The 16903-nt window shown below is 38.4% G+C and carries 22 protein-coding genes; 13 read left to right on the forward strand and 9 right to left on the reverse strand.

Going from position 1 to position 16903, the window contains the following annotated elements; all coding sequences use genetic code 11:
- Positions 1-44: 44 nt before the first annotated feature.
- The 3 genes from JTI58_RS11530 to JTI58_RS11540 all read left to right on the forward strand — a co-directional run bounded on the left by JTI58_RS11530 (position 45) and on the right by JTI58_RS11540 (position 2968).
- Positions 45-1067 carry an ABC transporter substrate-binding protein gene (locus JTI58_RS11530; RefSeq protein WP_205446729.1) on the forward strand — a complete coding sequence of 341 codons (1023 nt, stop codon included), beginning with the start codon at positions 45-47 and terminating at the stop codon, positions 1065-1067.
- An 85-nt stretch (positions 1068-1152) separates the two neighbouring features.
- The gene (locus JTI58_RS11535) at positions 1153-2142 is read left to right on the forward strand and encodes an ABC transporter permease (protein WP_205446730.1); all 990 of its coding nucleotides are present in this window, start codon (positions 1153-1155) and stop codon (positions 2140-2142) included.
- Positions 2143-2173: 31 nt separating this feature from the next.
- Positions 2174-2968, forward strand: coding sequence for an ABC transporter ATP-binding protein (locus JTI58_RS11540; RefSeq protein WP_036078189.1), 795 nt, complete (start codon positions 2174-2176; stop codon positions 2966-2968).
- A gap of 112 nt (positions 2969-3080) precedes the next feature.
- Here JTI58_RS11540 and ilvA read toward each other — a convergent pair whose 3' ends face one another.
- Positions 3081-4343, reverse strand: coding sequence for a threonine ammonia-lyase IlvA (ilvA, locus tag JTI58_RS11545; RefSeq protein ID WP_205446731.1), 1263 nt, complete (start codon positions 4341-4343; stop codon positions 3081-3083).
- A 300-nt stretch (positions 4344-4643) separates the two neighbouring features.
- Here ilvA and JTI58_RS11550 point away from each other — a divergent pair, with 300 nt between their 5' ends.
- The gene (locus JTI58_RS11550; RefSeq protein ID WP_205446732.1) at positions 4644-5387 is read left to right on the forward strand and encodes a TerC family protein; all 744 of its coding nucleotides are present in this window, start codon (positions 4644-4646) and stop codon (positions 5385-5387) included.
- Between the two features lie 573 nt (positions 5388-5960).
- Here JTI58_RS11550 and bshB2 read toward each other — a convergent pair.
- The 3 genes from bshB2 to JTI58_RS11565 form a co-directional block, all read right to left on the reverse strand.
- Positions 5961-6650: a bacillithiol biosynthesis deacetylase BshB2 gene (bshB2, locus tag JTI58_RS11555; protein ID WP_205446733.1), complete on the reverse strand. Its 690-nt coding sequence runs from the start codon at positions 6648-6650 to the stop codon at positions 5961-5963.
- A 13-nt stretch (positions 6651-6663) separates the two neighbouring features.
- Positions 6664-7014, reverse strand: coding sequence for a YojF family protein (locus JTI58_RS11560; RefSeq protein WP_004225428.1), 351 nt, complete (start codon positions 7012-7014; stop codon positions 6664-6666).
- Positions 7015-7578: 564 nt separating this feature from the next.
- Complete coding sequence (locus JTI58_RS11565; protein WP_048393429.1) at positions 7579-7860, reverse strand: hypothetical protein; 282 nt, start codon at positions 7858-7860, stop codon at positions 7579-7581.
- A 195-nt stretch (positions 7861-8055) separates the two neighbouring features.
- Here JTI58_RS11565 and JTI58_RS11570 point away from each other — a divergent pair, with 195 nt between their 5' ends.
- Positions 8056-8604, forward strand: a complete 549-nt coding sequence (locus JTI58_RS11570; RefSeq protein WP_205446734.1) for an acyl-CoA thioesterase — start codon at positions 8056-8058, stop codon at positions 8602-8604.
- A 42-nt stretch (positions 8605-8646) separates the two neighbouring features.
- Here the strand turns inward: JTI58_RS11570 and thiD are convergent, their stop codons facing one another.
- Positions 8647-9477 (reverse strand): bifunctional hydroxymethylpyrimidine kinase/phosphomethylpyrimidine kinase, encoded by an 831-nt coding sequence (thiD, locus tag JTI58_RS11575; protein ID WP_205446735.1) that lies wholly within the window; start codon positions 9475-9477, stop codon positions 8647-8649.
- A 175-nt stretch (positions 9478-9652) separates the two neighbouring features.
- Here thiD and JTI58_RS11580 point away from each other — a divergent pair, with 175 nt between their 5' ends.
- The 5 genes from JTI58_RS11580 (at position 9653) to JTI58_RS11600 (ending at position 12595) form a co-directional block, all read left to right on the forward strand.
- Positions 9653-10330, forward strand: a complete 678-nt coding sequence (locus JTI58_RS11580) for a uracil-DNA glycosylase (protein WP_205446736.1) — start codon at positions 9653-9655, stop codon at positions 10328-10330.
- A 75-nt stretch (positions 10331-10405) separates the two neighbouring features.
- The gene (locus JTI58_RS11585) at positions 10406-10582 is read left to right on the forward strand and encodes a uracil-DNA glycosylase (RefSeq protein WP_205446737.1); all 177 of its coding nucleotides are present in this window, start codon (positions 10406-10408) and stop codon (positions 10580-10582) included.
- Positions 10582-10848 (forward strand): YwdI family protein, encoded by a 267-nt coding sequence (locus tag JTI58_RS11590; protein WP_205446738.1) that lies wholly within the window; start codon positions 10582-10584, stop codon positions 10846-10848. The genes JTI58_RS11585 and JTI58_RS11590 overlap by 1 nt, the downstream gene beginning before the upstream one ends.
- A gap of 27 nt (positions 10849-10875) precedes the next feature.
- Entirely contained in the window at positions 10876-11256 is a 381-nt protein-coding gene (locus tag JTI58_RS11595) for a DUF423 domain-containing protein (RefSeq protein ID WP_205446739.1), read from the forward strand.
- A 163-nt stretch (positions 11257-11419) separates the two neighbouring features.
- A complete protein-coding gene (locus JTI58_RS11600) occupies positions 11420-12595 on the forward strand; it encodes a M20 family metallopeptidase (RefSeq protein ID WP_279381325.1) in 1176 nt (391 codons plus the stop codon).
- Positions 12596-12681: 86 nt separating this feature from the next.
- Here JTI58_RS11600 and gerQ read toward each other — a convergent pair whose 3' ends face one another.
- Positions 12682-13017 carry a spore coat protein GerQ gene (gene gerQ / locus JTI58_RS11605; protein WP_004227629.1) on the reverse strand — a complete coding sequence of 112 codons (336 nt, stop codon included), beginning with the start codon at positions 13015-13017 and terminating at the stop codon, positions 12682-12684.
- 22 nt (positions 13018-13039) lie between these two features.
- A complete protein-coding gene (locus JTI58_RS11610) occupies positions 13040-13465 on the reverse strand; it encodes a cell wall hydrolase (protein ID WP_004227631.1) in 426 nt (141 codons plus the stop codon).
- A gap of 246 nt (positions 13466-13711) precedes the next feature.
- On the opposite strand from JTI58_RS11610, the gene JTI58_RS11615 reads away from it, so the two are divergent.
- Both JTI58_RS11615 and JTI58_RS11620 read left to right on the forward strand, forming a co-directional pair.
- Positions 13712-13882, forward strand: coding sequence for a hypothetical protein (locus tag JTI58_RS11615; protein WP_016993377.1), 171 nt, complete (start codon positions 13712-13714; stop codon positions 13880-13882).
- A gap of 271 nt (positions 13883-14153) precedes the next feature.
- A complete protein-coding gene (locus JTI58_RS11620) occupies positions 14154-14336 on the forward strand; it encodes a hypothetical protein (RefSeq protein WP_016993376.1) in 183 nt (60 codons plus the stop codon).
- 43 nt (positions 14337-14379) lie between these two features.
- Here the strand turns inward: JTI58_RS11620 and hemQ are convergent, their stop codons facing one another.
- On the reverse strand, positions 14380-15129 hold the full coding sequence (hemQ, locus tag JTI58_RS11625) for a hydrogen peroxide-dependent heme synthase (RefSeq protein ID WP_205446741.1): 750 nt from the start codon (positions 15127-15129) through the stop codon (positions 14380-14382).
- Between the two features lie 156 nt (positions 15130-15285).
- Between hemQ and JTI58_RS11630 the strand changes: the two genes are divergently transcribed.
- Positions 15286-16119, forward strand: a complete 834-nt coding sequence (locus JTI58_RS11630; RefSeq protein ID WP_205446742.1) for an octanoyl-[GcvH]:protein N-octanoyltransferase — start codon at positions 15286-15288, stop codon at positions 16117-16119.
- A 35-nt stretch (positions 16120-16154) separates the two neighbouring features.
- On the opposite strand, the gene JTI58_RS11635 is transcribed toward JTI58_RS11630, so the two are convergent.
- Complete coding sequence (locus tag JTI58_RS11635) at positions 16155-16805, reverse strand: RsfA family transcriptional regulator (protein ID WP_205446743.1); 651 nt, start codon at positions 16803-16805, stop codon at positions 16155-16157.
- Positions 16806-16903: the final 98 nt, after the last annotated feature.

A 16903-nucleotide genomic window follows, 5' to 3' on the forward strand; every position in this document is an offset into this window, starting at 1 on the left:
TAAAGTGCGGTAGATATTTGAGAACATAATCGGGGGGATTATTTGTGAAAAGCAATGTGAAGAAGCTATCATTCCTTCTTTTTGGATTAGTGTTACTACTTGCTGCTTGTGGTAGTGGTGGCTCTAGTACAACAGATTCAAAAGGAAATGAAACAAACAATGCAAGTGAGAGCGGAAATGCAGACGATAAAACATATAAAATCGGGATTACTCAAATTGTTGAGCATCCATCGTTAAACGCAGCAACGGAAGGCTTTAAAAAAGCAATTGAAGATGCTGGCTTAAAAGTTGAATACGATCCACAAATTGCGCAAGGAGATAACAGCCTTAACACAACGATTGCTAACAATCTAGTGAGTGCAAACGTAGATTTAATTTTTGCTAACTCTACACCTTCTGCACAAGCAGCTGCAACAGCAACAAGTGATATTCCAATTATTTTCACATCGGTTACAGATGCTGTTGGTGCACAGTTAATCGACTCAATGGAGAAGCCAGGGAAAAATATTACAGGCACAATTGATCTACATCCTGAAACGATTTCTAAAACAGTAGCATTCTTACAAGACCTTGGTGCGAAAAAAGTAGGGATGGTCTACAATGCGGGTGAGCAAAACTCAGTTGCACAAGTTTCAGAAGTGAAAAAGGTTATGGATGAACAAGGTTTAACGGTGGTAGAAGCATCAGCATCCACTTCAGCAGATGTAAAGCAAGCGACAGAATCTCTAATTGGTAAAGTAGATGCTTTCTATATTATTACTGATAACACAGTAGTTTCTGCTTTAGAATCGGTAATTGATGTTGCCAATACGAATAAATTACCATTAGTCGTAGGAGAATTAGATTCTGTGGCACGTGGTGGTTTAGCTGCTTATGGATTTGAATATTTCGATATCGGTTATGAAGCAGGTCAAATGGCTGTGAAAATTTTAAAAGGTGAAGCAACACCTGCTGATACACCAGCACAATATCCTCAAAATCTGAAACTATTAATCAATAAAAAAGTAGCGGATGATTTAGGAATCGAAATGAAAGATTCTTGGGGTGCAGAAATTCTAGAAAAGTAAAACGAAGCGGGGGAGAACTATCCCCGCTTTATCTTCATTTTACAAGCGATATAAATAATTAAGAGATTTAGGAGATGATTCAACGATGTTTTTAGCATTATTTGGCGCAGTGGAGCAAGGAATCATCTATGCAATTATGGCACTTGGTGTATATTTAACATTTCGGGTGTTAGATTTTCCGGATTTAACGGTTGATGGAAGCTTTGTAACAGGGGCGGCAACGGCAGCAACAATGGTTTTGCTTGGCTACCACCCAATCTTAGCGACTTTAGTGGCAATTGTTGCTGGATTTATTGCTGGATGTATGACAGGAATTCTTCACACGAAAGGAAAGATTAATCCACTATTATCAGGGATTTTAATGATGATTGCTTTATACTCGATTAATCTACGCATCATGGGGTTAACTGCAGAAAATACGATAGGTCGCCCGAATATTCCACTATTAAACTCTGAAACAATCTTTTCAAAGTTTCAAGCTTTTTGGAGCAATTTAGGGATCGATGCTGCTCTTAATAACCTATTAAAAGGCATGGGCTTTCAGCATGTACCAGGTACATGGAGTGTGCTGATTGTCGTATTAATCATCACGATTTTAATTAAGTTAATAGCAGACTGGTTCTTAAAGACAGAGGTCGGGCTAGCTATCCGAGCAACTGGTGATAATAAACGAATGATTCGCAGCTTCTCAGCAAATACAGATACACTTATCATTTTGGGGCTAGGACTTTCCAATGCACTTGTCGCATTTTCTGGAGCTTTAATCGCACAATACTCGAAGTTTTCAGATGTAAGTATGGGGATTGGTATGATTGTGATCGGTCTTGCATCCGTTATTATTGGTGAGGCTATTTTTGGGACTAAAACCATTATTCGTACAACTTTTGCAGTCATTGCAGGAGCCATCATTTATCGTATTATATTAGCATTAGCATTACGTGTAGATTTCCTTGATTCAGGAGACATGAAATTAATTACGGCTATCATCGTTATTTTGGCGCTGATTTTACCGCAAATTATCAATAAGAGTAAGGAACGTAAACGTAAAGCCAAGCGTGCTGCGGAACTTTCGTAAGTAAAAACAGTAGAGAAGGGAGGAAAAGGCCTTGCTTAAATTACATGGTATTAATAAGGTATTTAATGAGGGAACACCAGATGAGAAAATTGCACTTGCAGAGATTAACCTACACTTAAAGCCTGGTGATTTTGTGACAATCATCGGTAGTAATGGAGCAGGTAAATCAACGATGATGAATATGATTTCAGGTGCTTTAACACCTGATTTCGGGACAGTGTTAATTGATGGTAATAATGTGACAAGTTTGCCTGAATATAAACGCTCTCAATACATTGGTCGTGTCTTCCAGGACCCAATGGCGGGAACGGCACCTACGATGACAATTGAAGAAAATCTAGCTCTAGCATACTCTCGCAATAAGCATAGAGGGTTACGTAATGGTGTGGATAAAAAGCGTCGTGAATTTTTTAAAGAATCATTAGAGATGCTTGGTTTAAATCTTGAGAATCGCCTTTCTGCAAAAGTAGGCTTACTTTCAGGTGGGGAACGTCAAGCTTTGTCGCTCTTAATGGCTACCTTCACAAAGCCATCTATTTTATTGCTGGATGAGCATACGGCTGCACTTGATCCATCACGTGCAGAATTAATTACTCGTATTACGAAGTACTTAGTGGAAAAAGATAATTTAACGACATTAATGGTAACGCACAATATGCAGCAAGCATTAGATTTAGGCAATCGTCTTATTATGATGGATAAAGGCCAAATCATTTTAGAAGTTGGTGAAGATCGCAAACATGAATTAACAATCCCTGATTTAATGGCTGAGTTTGAACGCATTCGTGGGGAAAAAATGAATTCAGACCGTGCTCTTTTAGGTTAATGATGAAACGCTCATACACTAGTATGAGTGTTTTTTATTTAGGATAATAAGATGATCGATAAACTTTATTACATAAAAAAGCCTCACTTGCAGAGAAGTGAGACTCTTTATGTTAAACGAGTAAACCAAATAGTTGAATGTCGTTGTTTACTTCTTTGTACTTGAAGCCGAATTCATCCATTCGGGCAAGTAGTCCTTCGTATTCAGCACGATCACCTAGCTCAATACCGACGAGTGCAGGGCCACTTTCCTTATTGTTTTTCTTCGTGTATTCAAAGGTAGTAATGTCATCGTTTGGTCCAAGTACACTAGTGAGGAATTGACGTAATGCTCCTGCACGCTGAGGGAAGCTGACGATGAAATAGTAAAGTAAGCCTTCATGAATAAGTGACTTTTCTTTAATCTCCTGCATCCGTCCAATGTCATTATTACCACCACTGATGATGACAACGACTGACTTACCTTTAATTTCTTCTTTATAAAAATCAAGAGCTGCCACTGATAATGCTCCAGCAGGCTCGGCAATAATCGCATGTTTATTATATAAATCTAGAATGGTCGTACATACCTTGCCTTCAGGTACAAGAACAATATCATCTAAATAGCGACGACAAACATCATAAGTGTGGTGACCGACGCATTTTACAGCAGCACCATCAACGAATTTATCAATCCAATCAAGAGCAACTGTGCCACCTTCAGCAAAGGCAGCCTTCATACTACCAGCACCTGCAGGCTCCACACCAATAATTTTGCTAGAAGGAGAGAGGTTTTTAATGTAGGCAGACACGCCTGACATTAAGCCGCCACCACCAATACTACCGAATACGTAGTCGATTGGCTCCTCCATATCATTCATAATTTCTACCGCTACCGTTCCTTGACCGGCAATGACATCGAGATCATCAAATGGATGAATGAAGATTTTACTATGCTCTTCACAATAGCTCAAGGCGCTTTCAGCAGAATCATCGAATGTATCTCCTGCCAAAATAATTTCCACATATTCACGTCCGAACATACGCACTTGGTCTATTTTTTGCTTCGGCGTTGTTTGAGGCATAAAAATGCTTGCTTGAATTTTTAATTGGGCACAGGCATAAGCTACACCTTGTGCATGATTGCCTGCACTTGCACAGACAACCCCAGCATTGCGTGCTTCATCCTCGATTTTTTTAATTTTATAATAGGCACCACGAAGCTTGAATGAGCGTACATGCTGTAAATCTTCGCGTTTAATATAAATATTAGCTCCGTATTTCTCGGATAAATAATCGTTTTTTTGTAGTGGTGTGTGCACAACTACATCTTTTAAAAAATGATGTGCAATCAGGACATTCTCCACTTGCACGGTTCTAGTATCAGCAACTTCCATAGTATTCATCCTCCGTTATACGTTTAAAACATTTATCTATGATAGCACACTTTATTTGCTTTTTGGGAGTAATTTTTAGTAAATTCTAAATTTTCCGTGTCTATTTGAAGATGTAAGCGTTTTATCTTGATATAGCCTATTTTTTTGTAAAAAAAGCGATGTGTCAGACCTCGAAATAGTACATTTTAAGTGGAGAAAATCATTTAAACTCTGTTGAATCAAATCCCAAAAATACAACTCTCATAACAATAATGGCCAAGCATATACTAGATTAGCTTAGGACAAGTAGGAGGGTAAGTAGTGGACATCATTCAAGGGATTTTATCTACATATTGGAAATTTTTCGATTGGGCGATGTGGCAAGAAGTATTAATGGACCCTGTATCCTGGGGACTAATATCCTCATTAATTATTATAGAAGGATTGCTGTCGGCAGATAATGCACTGGTATTAGCGGTACTAGTGAAACATTTACCAGATAAACAACGAAAAAGGGCATTAATGTACGGTATGCTAGGTGCCTATTTTTTTAGATTTTTATTTATTGGCATAGGTGTTTATCTTGTAGAATTTTGGTTTATTAAAGTATTAGGTGCTTTATATTTGGGGTGGCTCTGTGTGGCTCATTTCCTTCAAATAGGGAATGAGGATAGTGTGAAGGAGGTAAAAAGGTCGGGATGGATGGTGCGTCTTTTTGGCACCTTTTGGGCAACGGTCATTTCTGTTGAGCTCATGGATATTGCCTTTTCAATTGACTCCATCTTCGCTGCCTTTGCGGTATCAGATCAAGTATGGGTGCTTTTAATTGGAGGGATGCTAGGGATATTAATGATGAGGACGATTGCAGGTGTTTTTTTAATCATCATTGAAAAAATTCCTGAGCTTGAAGCAACGGCCTTCATTATTATAGGTGTCATCGGCTTGAAAATGTTAGTGAGTGTTTTCAATATTCATATTCCACATTATTTATTTTTCTTATTCTTAGTGATTGCTTTTTCCATCACAATCATTGTGCACATGATGAAGAAAGTAAGAGCTGCCTAATTAAAAAGTACTGTTCTCCAAAAATGAGAACAGTACTTTTCTTAGTGTTGAAAAACAAAACAGTCAATTGAAAGGTAGAAATGGATTTCCGTTGCAGGCTACTTGCTTTCCTGTGGGCGAGCGCCGAATCGCTTCCTCCGCTACCGCTCCGGGTAGGGGCTCGCCTGTCTCGCTTTCCCATAGGAGTCAAGTAGCCTTTCACACCAAACCATAAAAATGTTTCTTTTTAGCAACGGTTTTCAAATAAAGTGAAGGTGTTCACTACTCTTTATGAAGAGGTGTTGTCACTACATTGAAAATAAGAGCCTATCTAATTATACAAATCATGGGCTATTTTGATCGCTACTGCTAGTATGAAAGATAAGAAAAAGACACTTTTGCACATGGTTGATTGGAGTGGAGCCAGCGTCACTCCCAGGGGGTTAAGCGGTTCATCAAACGCCCCCTGGAAAGGACGCTGGCGGAACGGAAATCAACCTCTCACCTTGCAAAGTTGCTTTTTCTGCCGTTGACATCATCTTTTTTCAACAGCATGAAAAGTACTGTTCTCTAAAAACGAGAACAGTACTTTTTTTATTTTACATATTTATCTGGGTCAACAATATAGAATTTTTCAACATTTAGCCAGCTCTCGCTCATTGGTTCGCCATCATCAATACGTTTTTCCGTCTCCTGCATCATCCAACCAGTCTGAGATGCATGAGCTTGTAATGCTTTTAATTTGTCCATTCGCATTTCACGAATATCGTAAACAACATGTGGTTCGCCATTTTTTTCAATCGTATCATTGGCAAAGGCACAGCCGAATACTTGTGGACGAGCAGCCTTTGGCATACGACGTACAGCTTCAACTACAGCACGTGCTGTTGCTTCATGGTCTGGGTGGACAGCAAAGCCAGGCAAGAATGTGAAAATTAAAGAAGGCATTAGTTCTTCGATTAATCCTTCCACTAGCTTTACCATTTTCTCATCATCTTCAAATTCAATTGTTTTATCGCGTAAACCGAGCATACGTAAATCTTGAATACCCATTGCCTCTGCTGCTGCAACCAATTCCTTGCGGCGGATTTCAGGTAAGGACTCGCGCGTTGCAAAGGGTGGATTACCTAAATTACGTCCCATTTCGCCTAATGTTAAACAGGCATATGTAACAGGTGTATTCATTTTCTTTGTATAGTGGGCGATGGTCCCAGCAACTGAAAAAGCCTCGTCATCTGGGTGAGGGTACACAATTAAAATATGACGTTGTGGTTGTAAATTCAAATAGTCGTCCCCCTTAGTAGGTAAATGGCGTTTCACTAATTTCAAGTGCAATCGCCAATTTTCCAGAGTAGTCTAGTCCAGCCATTAATAAACGGCCTAAATCATCTAATTCAAAATGTGTAATGCCTTGTGCATAAACCCAGCCATGAGGTAATTTTAAACCCACACGATGAGGTGCATTGTCTACAACCTTAGCAAGCTCATAATTAATTTTAGCATTGCGAATAAAAGCACCAGCATTAAAAAACTGTTCATCATAGTGTGCTGCATAAGATCCGTTTGTCGTCTCAAGATGAATATAAACGTCTTTGTTGGCGAAAGAATTCAGCAATTTTTGCAACGTCTCTACTTGTACTTCTTGCATCTTAACACTCCTCTCGATCATTTCTCCTTTAAGTATAGTAAAAAAAATTCGCAAAGGGAAATTGATTGCTTTGATATGAAAAATTGATGATTTGTATTTGTATACCTTAGCTCTATTGGGTCTAGATTTTTTTGAGATTGCGAAAATCGATCCTAGCATCAAGGGAAATAAATCATCATCTCTAAATCTATGACACGTTCTTAAGCAATATTCTTGAAAAAATTATTGTAATGTATCAGTATAGGGAGTGTGAAAATAAATATGTACAAAATGTGTCGTTTCGTATTGTATCCGTTTTCACATCTGAAAAGATATTGCAACCATGACTTCTTCCTAATTCGTGTGTGTAGACAGCTCCACCTGTTGAAGGAAGTAATATTTCAGAAATAACGACTTCTATCTTGGTACAATAGATGACGTTCCTTGAACAGGCTATGTATGGTAGTTGTGAATAAGGGAAGAAAAATGAAGCTCATTATCATAGTATAATAAAAAATCGCGACTCTCATTTATGACGGAGAGTCGCGGTTTTTTTATTGAACATTCGTGTAGGCTATGTATTTGTTAGTATCGATTAAGCTTTCGTTCTATTGTATCTAAACGATTATTAACATTTTGTAATTGTTTAAACATTTGCTTCATATAAAGATTTTGATCTTGCGTTTCAGTTGTTTTGGCTTGTGCCAATTCTTCCTCCTCCTGAAGAGCTAATATTGTGGCAAGGGTGGATAATGAGTAACCAAGTGTTAATATGATGGAAGCAATTACTTCAACTTTTGAAGAGGTGATTTCCCCAGCTAGTAAACCTGATTCTTCCGTTAAATCCTCTACTTTGTTTTTTTTCATCTTTTCCCCTCCCATACAGCTAATATATGGGATATGAAGCATTAACGTATCTTGTCCTATTTTTATCTTTATCTAATAAATACTAATCGTTAACGGATTGTTTAATATTTGTAATTTTCTAATAATTAAATTGATTTTTCCATTTAAATATAGCATTATAGTAGGAATAAACAGACGCTTAGAGGGGGAATTAATGTGAATAAGGACTTTAAATATTGTAAGGAATCAAGAGTGATGCGTACAAGTCGTGTGTTTCCAAATGATGTGAATAATCATAATACATTATTTGGTGGGCGACTGATGAGCGATATTGATCAAGTTGCTTCCATTTCAGCAGCAAAGCATAGCAGGAAAGATTGTGTCACAGCTTCAACTGATTCTGTAGATTTCCTACATCCCATTCGCCCCACAGATTCGGTTTATTTCGAATCCTATGTAACATGGACGGGAAGATCTTCTATGGAGGTTTTTGTCAAAGTTATTTCTGAAAACTTGAAAACAGGAGAGAGAAAGGTGGCAGCGACTGCATTATTAACATTTGTAGCATTGGATGAAAATAATAAACCCGCGTTGGTTCCACGAGTAATTCCTGAAACAGTAGAAGAGACAAAATTGCATGAAACAGCTTCAGAGCGAGCGAAGGCACGTGCTGAACGTAAAAAGGAAAGTAAAGCATTAGCGCAATTTATATCAATGAATGATCCATGGGATTATCGGCTAGAAATGGTGGGAAATTATATGTAAAAAGAGGGGTGTCTCAAATGACTTTGAGACATCCCTTCATGCTTATATTTCAGTTACTGTTACTTGAGGAGCACCAAAACGGGATTTCGCTCCATGCATGACAGGACCTACATAATCATTTAGCGCCCAGCCGTGTGCGATGGCTGCGGATACAAACTCTTTCGCTTCAATGACAGAGTCTTTAATAGAAAGACCGTTAGCAAGATTGGCTGTTACAGAAGCAGCAAATGTACAGCCTGCACCGTGGTTATTAGTAGAAGCAACTTTTTCAGCTTCTAATAAGTAGAATGTTTCACCATCAAAGAATAAGTCTGTTGCTTTTTCAGTGGCTAGTGCTTTTCCACCTTTAATGACAACAGCTTTAGCCCCTAGTTCGTGGATTTTACGAGCTGCGATCTTCATGTCATCAATGTTTTTTGGTGTACCTGTGCCAGCTAATTGTCCCGCTTCAAAAAGATTTGGTGTTGTTACCGCTGCTAGTGGTAAAAGATGCTGAACCATAGCATCTGTGTTTCCAGGATTCAGTACTTCATCGTCACCTTTACATACCATAACAGGATCGATGACAACATTTGGAGTGCCTGAATTTGCGATAGCCTCTCCAGCAATGCGAATAATTTCTTCTGTTGAGAGCATCCCTGTCTTAATGGCATCAATTCCTGTGGAAAGAGCTGTGTCAATTTGTTTTTGTAGTAACTCAGTTGGCAAAGGTGTGACGTTGTGTGTCCAGCCATTCGGGTCCATTGTTACGACAACTGTTAATGCCACCATACCATATGTACCATGCTCTTGGAATGTTTTGAGATCAGCCTGCATCCCTGCGCCGCCTGATGTATCTGATCCTGCAATTGTTAATGTTTTTTTTAGAGTCATGTAAAAGATCCCCTTTATCGTTAAGAGTTATAAAATTACCTTCTAGTATAGTCCGATTCTGATTCTATAAGAATAGCCAGAATACTATATTTTTATATGGTCAGTTTCAACTGATGCTTGAATTCATCTTTAATTTTTTGTACCGTTGTAAGAAGAGAAAGGGGCTTAAAGAACGATGAAACAAGTATTCCCGAATGATTGGCAAGAAGTACTCAAAGAAGAGTTGGAAAAACCGTACTATCAACAACTACGTCAATTTGTCGCAAATGAATATTCGACACAAACCATTTATCCACCAATGAATGATGTGATGAACGCATTTTATACAACAGCATATCATGATGTGAAGGTTGTTATTTTAGGACAAGACCCATATCATGGACCTAATCAAGCGCATGGGTTAAGCTTTTCTGTTAAACCAGGTATTCCACATCCTCCTAGCTTACGGAATATGTTTCAAGAGCTACAGGATGATTTAGGCTGTCCAATTCCCCAAAATGGAACGCTAACAAAGTGGGCTGAACAGGGTGTTATGCTATTAAATACGGTGCTTACGGTTCGAGCAGGACAAGCAAATTCGCATAAGGAACAAGGTTGGGAGCAATTTACCGATGCTGTTATCGATCTATTAGCTGCAAGAGAAGAGCCACTAATTTTTGTATTGTGGGGTAAACCAGCGCAACGCAAAAAGCAATTAATCCGAAAATATAAAACACCTCATGTCATACTCGAAGCGCCACACCCAAGTCCATTAAGTGCTTATCGAGGATTCTTCGGTAGTAAACCTTATTCAAAGATTAATCAACAATTAGTGGAGTGGGGCAAGCAGCCAATTGATTGGTGTTTAGAATAGATTGGCACAAATCGTTTACTTTATACACTTAATTAATCATGATACAGTTAATATAGAAGAAAGTGAGGGACGACGATGAAGGTGAATTGTTTTAAATGTCAATTTTTTAAAGTAACCTGGGACCCTCAAACCCCACGAGCATGTGTAGCTTATGGCTTTAAAACAAAGCAAATACCATCCGTTGTTGTGAAGCAATCCTCGGGTGTGGATTGTTTAAAATTCGTACCAAAAGTAGAAAGTGGGAGAATGTAATGATTTCTTATCAAGCCGTTATACAGCAACTTGAAAAACAATTATCTAGTGCAAAAAATGCGGGGAATGATCAGCAAATTCGTGAGGCCCTTACAGCCATCAGAGCATTATGTGATGTGGTGTTAGATTCTCCAGGTGATACAGCATCTATCACTCCCCATAAGCATGTACCGCAGATGCTTGTAACAGAGTCAAAACCATCCACTTTATATACAGCAAAGATTGAAGAAGATGGAGCAAATGGTGATTCCATTTTTGATTTTTAATTCATTTAAAAGGTAGGGTAACGAGAAATGAAAAGATTTATCGTGACAGGTGCTCTTCATGGCCTATTAGCAGTGGCATTCGGTGCATTCGGTGCACATGCTTTAAAGGAAGTTTTAGATGAATATAGTCAAGGTATTTGGGAAACGGCTGTGCAATATCAAATGTTTCACGCTACTGGATTACTAGTTATTGGTCTATTAATGAGCTCTAAATTATTAGGTGAAGTAAAACAATTAAATCTAGCAGGAATATTCTTTAATCTTGGCATTGTTTTCTTTTCTGGTAGCTTATATGTGCTAGCAATAAGTGGTATTAAAGTATTGGGAGCTATTACACCAATTGGTGGTGTACTATTTTTAGCTGGATGGCTACTTATTATTTTAACTGCTCTCAAACATGCTCGTTAATTTTAAATTGACTCTCTTACATGATTTGTAGGAGAGTTTTTCTTTGTTATCAGTCATTTTCTAAAGATAGCAATTTAAATCCTATCCATTTTGTAAGAATTTATAGTACACTACTAATATTACTTGCAATATTTCGAAAATATCAAAAGTGAGGTTATGTAGTATGGAAAAACTATTTGCATTAATAGATGCAAACTATGATGAGATGGTAGGGATTCGTCGTCATTTACATCAATATCCTGAATTATCCTTTGAAGAAGTGGAAACGCCAGCCTATATAGCTGCTTTTCATAGAGAATTGGGTCATGAGGTTCGTGAAGGAGTGGGAGAACGTGGTGTCGTAGCGATATTACGTGGTGGAAAGCCTGGTAAAACAGTAGCATTGCGAGCTGATTTTGACGCATTAGCGATACAAGAGGAGAATGATGTACCGTATCAATCTAAAATAGCTGGAAAAATGCATGCTTGTGGACATGATGGACATACAGCTACATTACTTGGACTAGCTAAGGCACTGAATGCGATGAAGGACGAAATTGCTGGCAATGTGGTATTTATTCATCAGCATGCAGAGGAAGTAGCACCAGGTGGAGCTAAGCCGGTGATAGAGGATGGTTGTTTAGATGGCGTAGATGTAATTTTTGGTACGCATTTATGGGCGCCTACACCATTAGGAGAAATTTTAGTGAAAGATGGAGCCATTATGGCAGCTGCAGATAAAGTAGAAATCACGGTTCAAGGGAAGGGTGGACATGGCGCAGAGCCGCATCATTCCATTGATGCTGTTACCCTTGCCTCACAATTTGTCGTCAATGCTCAACAGCTTGTTTCAAGACGTATTGATCCATTGAAATCAGCTGTTTTAACAATTGGTCATTTTGAGGCCATTAATCCGTTTAATGTTATTGCTGATCGAGTAGTATTGGCAGGAACAATTCGTACGTTTGAAGAAGAAGTACGCACACAAATGGAGCAAGAGTTAGAAGCGGTATTGAATGCGACTTGTCTGGCATTTGGGGCTAGTTACGAATATCGTTACACAAGAGGTTATCCACCTGTTTATAACCATCAGAAAGAAACAGAGTTTGTGGCACAGTTGGCGTCGACTGTCCCAGGTGTAGAGCAAGTAATAACATGTCCACCATTTATGATTGGGGAAGACTTTGCGTATTATTTAGAAAAAGTACCAGGCACATTTTTCTTCACAGGGGCGAAAAAGCCAGAATGGGAAAAGGCCTATCCGCATCATCATGCACGCTTTGATTTTGATGAACGTGCAATGCTCATAGCAGCGAAAACCTTAGGTAAAGCAACTTTAACGTATCTAATAGAAAATTAAATATAGCGAATGATAAAAATCCGCATACGCTCATCGACTTTTTTGGTGAGTGAGTGTATTGCGGATTTTTACACTAGAAGATTGAATTATGGATTTTGATTAAAGTAGGCCATTTCCTCATCATACTCAGCAAAATCGAAATAAATCATAGGGAAAAGAAAACGATGATTGGATTTAAGTTCACGAATTATGACATGGTCTCTACCAGCGGCTTCTACCACACCACGAACAGTTTTTGTGTTTTTCCCCTGCTCCACTGCATGCTCAAAAGAAAAATGGAAGGTAGCAGGTTTTCCACGATTCAATCGTAAAATATTTTCTATATAGGACTCTTCACGGCCAGGTGGTCGCCCGCTTGGAAGTGTGACTGGAGGAGGAGTCATTTGTTGTTGCGTTGTTGGTGTCCAATAATAAGGCATCATCAATTATCAACCTACTTTCTTTTTAAATTTGAGGACAATCTTGTTCAGTTGGCGAGAAAAAACAATGAGATTTGAATCTGCCAGTATTCCATTGGCCATACCATTGTGCAGGACAATCACCTGCTGGCATGAAAAACCACAAAGAGCGGGTAGCTGGATGAAATCTTTCACCCTGAATAACCCTTTTAGCTAACCGAATATCTTGATCACGTGCTCGCTGATAAAAATAACCCTTTTGTGTTGCCTCAAAGCCTCCCGGACGTTGATAAACCATTTGTTCAATTGTTCGAATATCACCAAAATCTAAACAATCACCTCTTACACGATTAACGCCAACATTCCCAACCATCAGCATGCCCAACTCTCCTTCACCTTCTGCTTCGGCACGCATTAGCCTTGCGAGTAGGGCTGTCTGTGCATCATTCGTCTTAATAACAGCGATTTTCATACCTCCTCGCAGACAGTATATGCATGAAGGTATTGTAGACATGTTCAATTTTGTTAAGAAAGACAATCACACATTAAAGTTACTATGCATATAGTAGTAATAACGACAAGTACGTAGAAAATACTTCGAAACCCTGCAAGACCGATAGTTTTTTTATCAAAACGGGTAAATAGAAAAAAATAGAATTAGGGGAACGTGAGATCAAATGAATTGCATGTGTATCCAATACATGTGAGGTGATGGCTTATGGAAATTGGGGTTTGGTTTGGAATTTTATTAAGTGCAGTACTAGCTTTTCTATTAGGGGAGTTTTATGGACAGCCGCTCCATTGGTATCTCTTTATTGTCATTATTGTGATCGGTTTTTTTATTCAAACGGTTATCTTAATTTTAAAAGTAAAGGACGAGAGCTCTTAATGAAGTATGTAGAAGAAAAGTGTTGGGATTAAGAAAGTGTCATCGCAGAAGGATGGCACTTTTTTATGTTGGGTGAGTAAATTTTTTCGTGTGGAAAGCGAAGTATCAGGAAAAAAGACTGCTCCTTAATAGGGGATGAATGCTTGTTTTAGCTGCTATTTCGACGAGACATCATTATTTTTATGGAAACCTTAGCCTTACAAGTATATTAAAAATATACCGAGACATACTAAAATTGACTTTATTTTTGTTTGTATGAAGGAGCGTTTCCATGCGTATTTTTAGTATGTTTGTAGCAATCATTATCAGCGCTTTTCTAGCAGTTGGAATAGCAGAATATTATCATCAACCATATAATTGGTATTTAGTTTTTCTTATGATGCTAACTGGATTTTTTATTCACATCATTATTTTAATATTTGAATCCGAGAATGCTGAAGAAAACGAAATTTAAAAATGCGAGTCCATATTGGCGGACTCGCATTTTTAATGAGCTATTAAACAGTTAAGAATTTAACCAATTTATCGTTATCAAGTAGGTTTCCGACGAAGAATTCACCAAACTCGCCGTAGCGTGCTGACACTTCGTCAAAGCGCATTTCATATACTAATTTTTTGAATTGTAGTACGTCATCAGCAAATAAAGTTACGCCCCATTCATGATCATCGAAGCCTACAGAGCCAGTGATAATTTGTTTTACTTTACCAGCATAGCCGCGACCAATCATTCCATGAGAACGCATTAATGATTTACGCTCATCCATTGATAGCATGTACCAGTTGTCGTTCCCTTGACGGCGTTTATCCATTGGATAGAAGCATACATATTTAGCACGTGGAAGTTCTGGATATAGACGTGCACGTACATGTGGATTTTGGTAAGGATCTTCATTTGATTCGCCAGCTAAATAGTTTGAAAGCTCTACAACAGATACATAAGAATATGTAGGAATTGTAAAATCTGCTATAGCTAATTTATTGAATTCTGCTTCAAGCTCTTGTAACTCATCCATTGTTTCACGCAATGTCATAATCATAAAGTCAGCTTTTTGACCAACGATTGCATAAAAGGCATGAGCACCTGTTTTAGCCACGTCTGCTTCGTTCAGTTTTTCTAAATATGCAACAAATTCCTCTACTGCTGCTTGACGTTCCTCTGCAGAAACAAGTTTCCAAGAAGCCCAGTCGATTGAGCGGAAATCATGTAAAGCGTACCAACCATCTAACGTAATTGCTGCTTCATTCATTATTGAAAACACTCCTTTATAAGTGAATACCATTCAAAAATTAGTTTATCATAGTTTGTACAAAATCCCTAAGTTCATGATAGTAATTCACGAATTTGACACCAACTAAAGATAATGTATTCTAAAGAGAAGAGATGTAATTAGAGGAGTACCAATATGAAACATATTTTACAACAGCCAATTTGGCGTTATTATGATCAATCCATTAGTGCGAAGCAAAGATCACCGCTTGAATCTTTTGCAACGGATGATACGTTGTGCCAATTAGTTGGTCAATTGACGTCCCCACCCACAATTCGTACATGGGTTCATGAAGCATCTGTTGTGCTCGGTATTCAAGATCATCGTTTGCCCTATGTCCAGCAAGGTATGGAATTACTAGAATCGAGAGGCTATCATCCTATCGTTCGTAACTCTGGTGGCTTAGCAGTTGTACTAGATGAAGGGGTTCTCAATATTTCTATTGTATTGTCTGAACAAAAAGAGTCACTCAGTATAAACGATGGCTATGATGTGATGGTTGATCTTGTGAAGGGATTGTTCCCAGAAGTAGCTGATAAAATTGAGGCTTATGAAATTGTCGGCTCTTATTGCCCAGGTTCTTATGATTTAAGTATTGAAGGGAAAAAATTTGCTGGCATTTCACAAAGACGCTTACGTCAAGGGGTGGCAGTGCAAATTTATTTATGTATTGAAGGAAGTGGCTCGCAACGCGCGGCACTTATTCGTGACTTTTATGACGTAAGCTTACGACAAGAGGAAACAAAATTCACTTACCCTCAAATCGTGCCTGAAGTAATGGCTTCTTTATCAGAGCTTGTTGACCCGAAGTTAACAGTAGAAGCGGTCGTTATTCGTTTGCAGCAACTACTTTATCATTTGGCCCAAGAAGTTCGTCCGCAATCATTCTATGATGAAGAAATAACGTTGTACGGTTTCTATTTACAGCGTGTTTTTGAGCGCAATGCGAAAATGCTTGAACGGAAGTAAAAGGTTGATTATATGAAATAAAAAAAGCGATGCGGCTAATTTAGCGCATCGCCATTTTCTGGTTGATAAATAGAACTGCTTGTTACAAGATTTCCGTTTTTCTCCATTTTAAAAACAGGTGCAATTCGCTCTTCCTCTTCATCAAGCGTAACGAGACGTCTAGCGCGATTCATAATTTGAACAAATTGCTCGTAATCTTTGCGGATCGCTCGATTTTCTTCTTCTAATTTTGTAATGGTTTTCTCTAGTTTTTTATTTTTCTCAGATGTTACATGTACTAGTTGTCGCCATTTTGAAGATTCATTTCCTACTTCACCAGAATGCTGTAAACGTAGTAAATAAGCTATGACAATATCAAGAGAAAGAGCGGATAGCGGAATTGACTTTCCTTCAGCAGCACTATTATTTACTGTAAACATGCTAGAAGTACGGCGTCTTGCTGGGGCTCCCAACACTCGCATTCTCTCTTTTCTTTCCTTTTTAGCTTCTGCTAATTGTCCCTCGTATTCTTTACGAACAACAGCATTCCAACGAAAACCACAGGCTGCCGCAGTACGATTTAATGCATCACCCGCTTCTTCGAAGGCATTTAGCTGTGTGCTGCCCTCTGTTACATGACGGATTACCGCTTCTGCTAGTAATTCATCGTTTTCTTTTAACCAAGCATCTTGTCTTATTTTACTCATATTAAAATCCTCCCACCTTTATCTGGAACTTGTTATTTAAGATTAGCATGACCAATCTTTTAACCTTTTATTCATCTATGTAGAAGGAATTATGCTTG

The sequence above is a fragment of the Lysinibacillus fusiformis genome, from assembly GCF_016925635.1.
Lineage (GTDB): Bacteria > Bacillota > Bacilli > Bacillales_A > Planococcaceae > Lysinibacillus > Lysinibacillus fusiformis_F.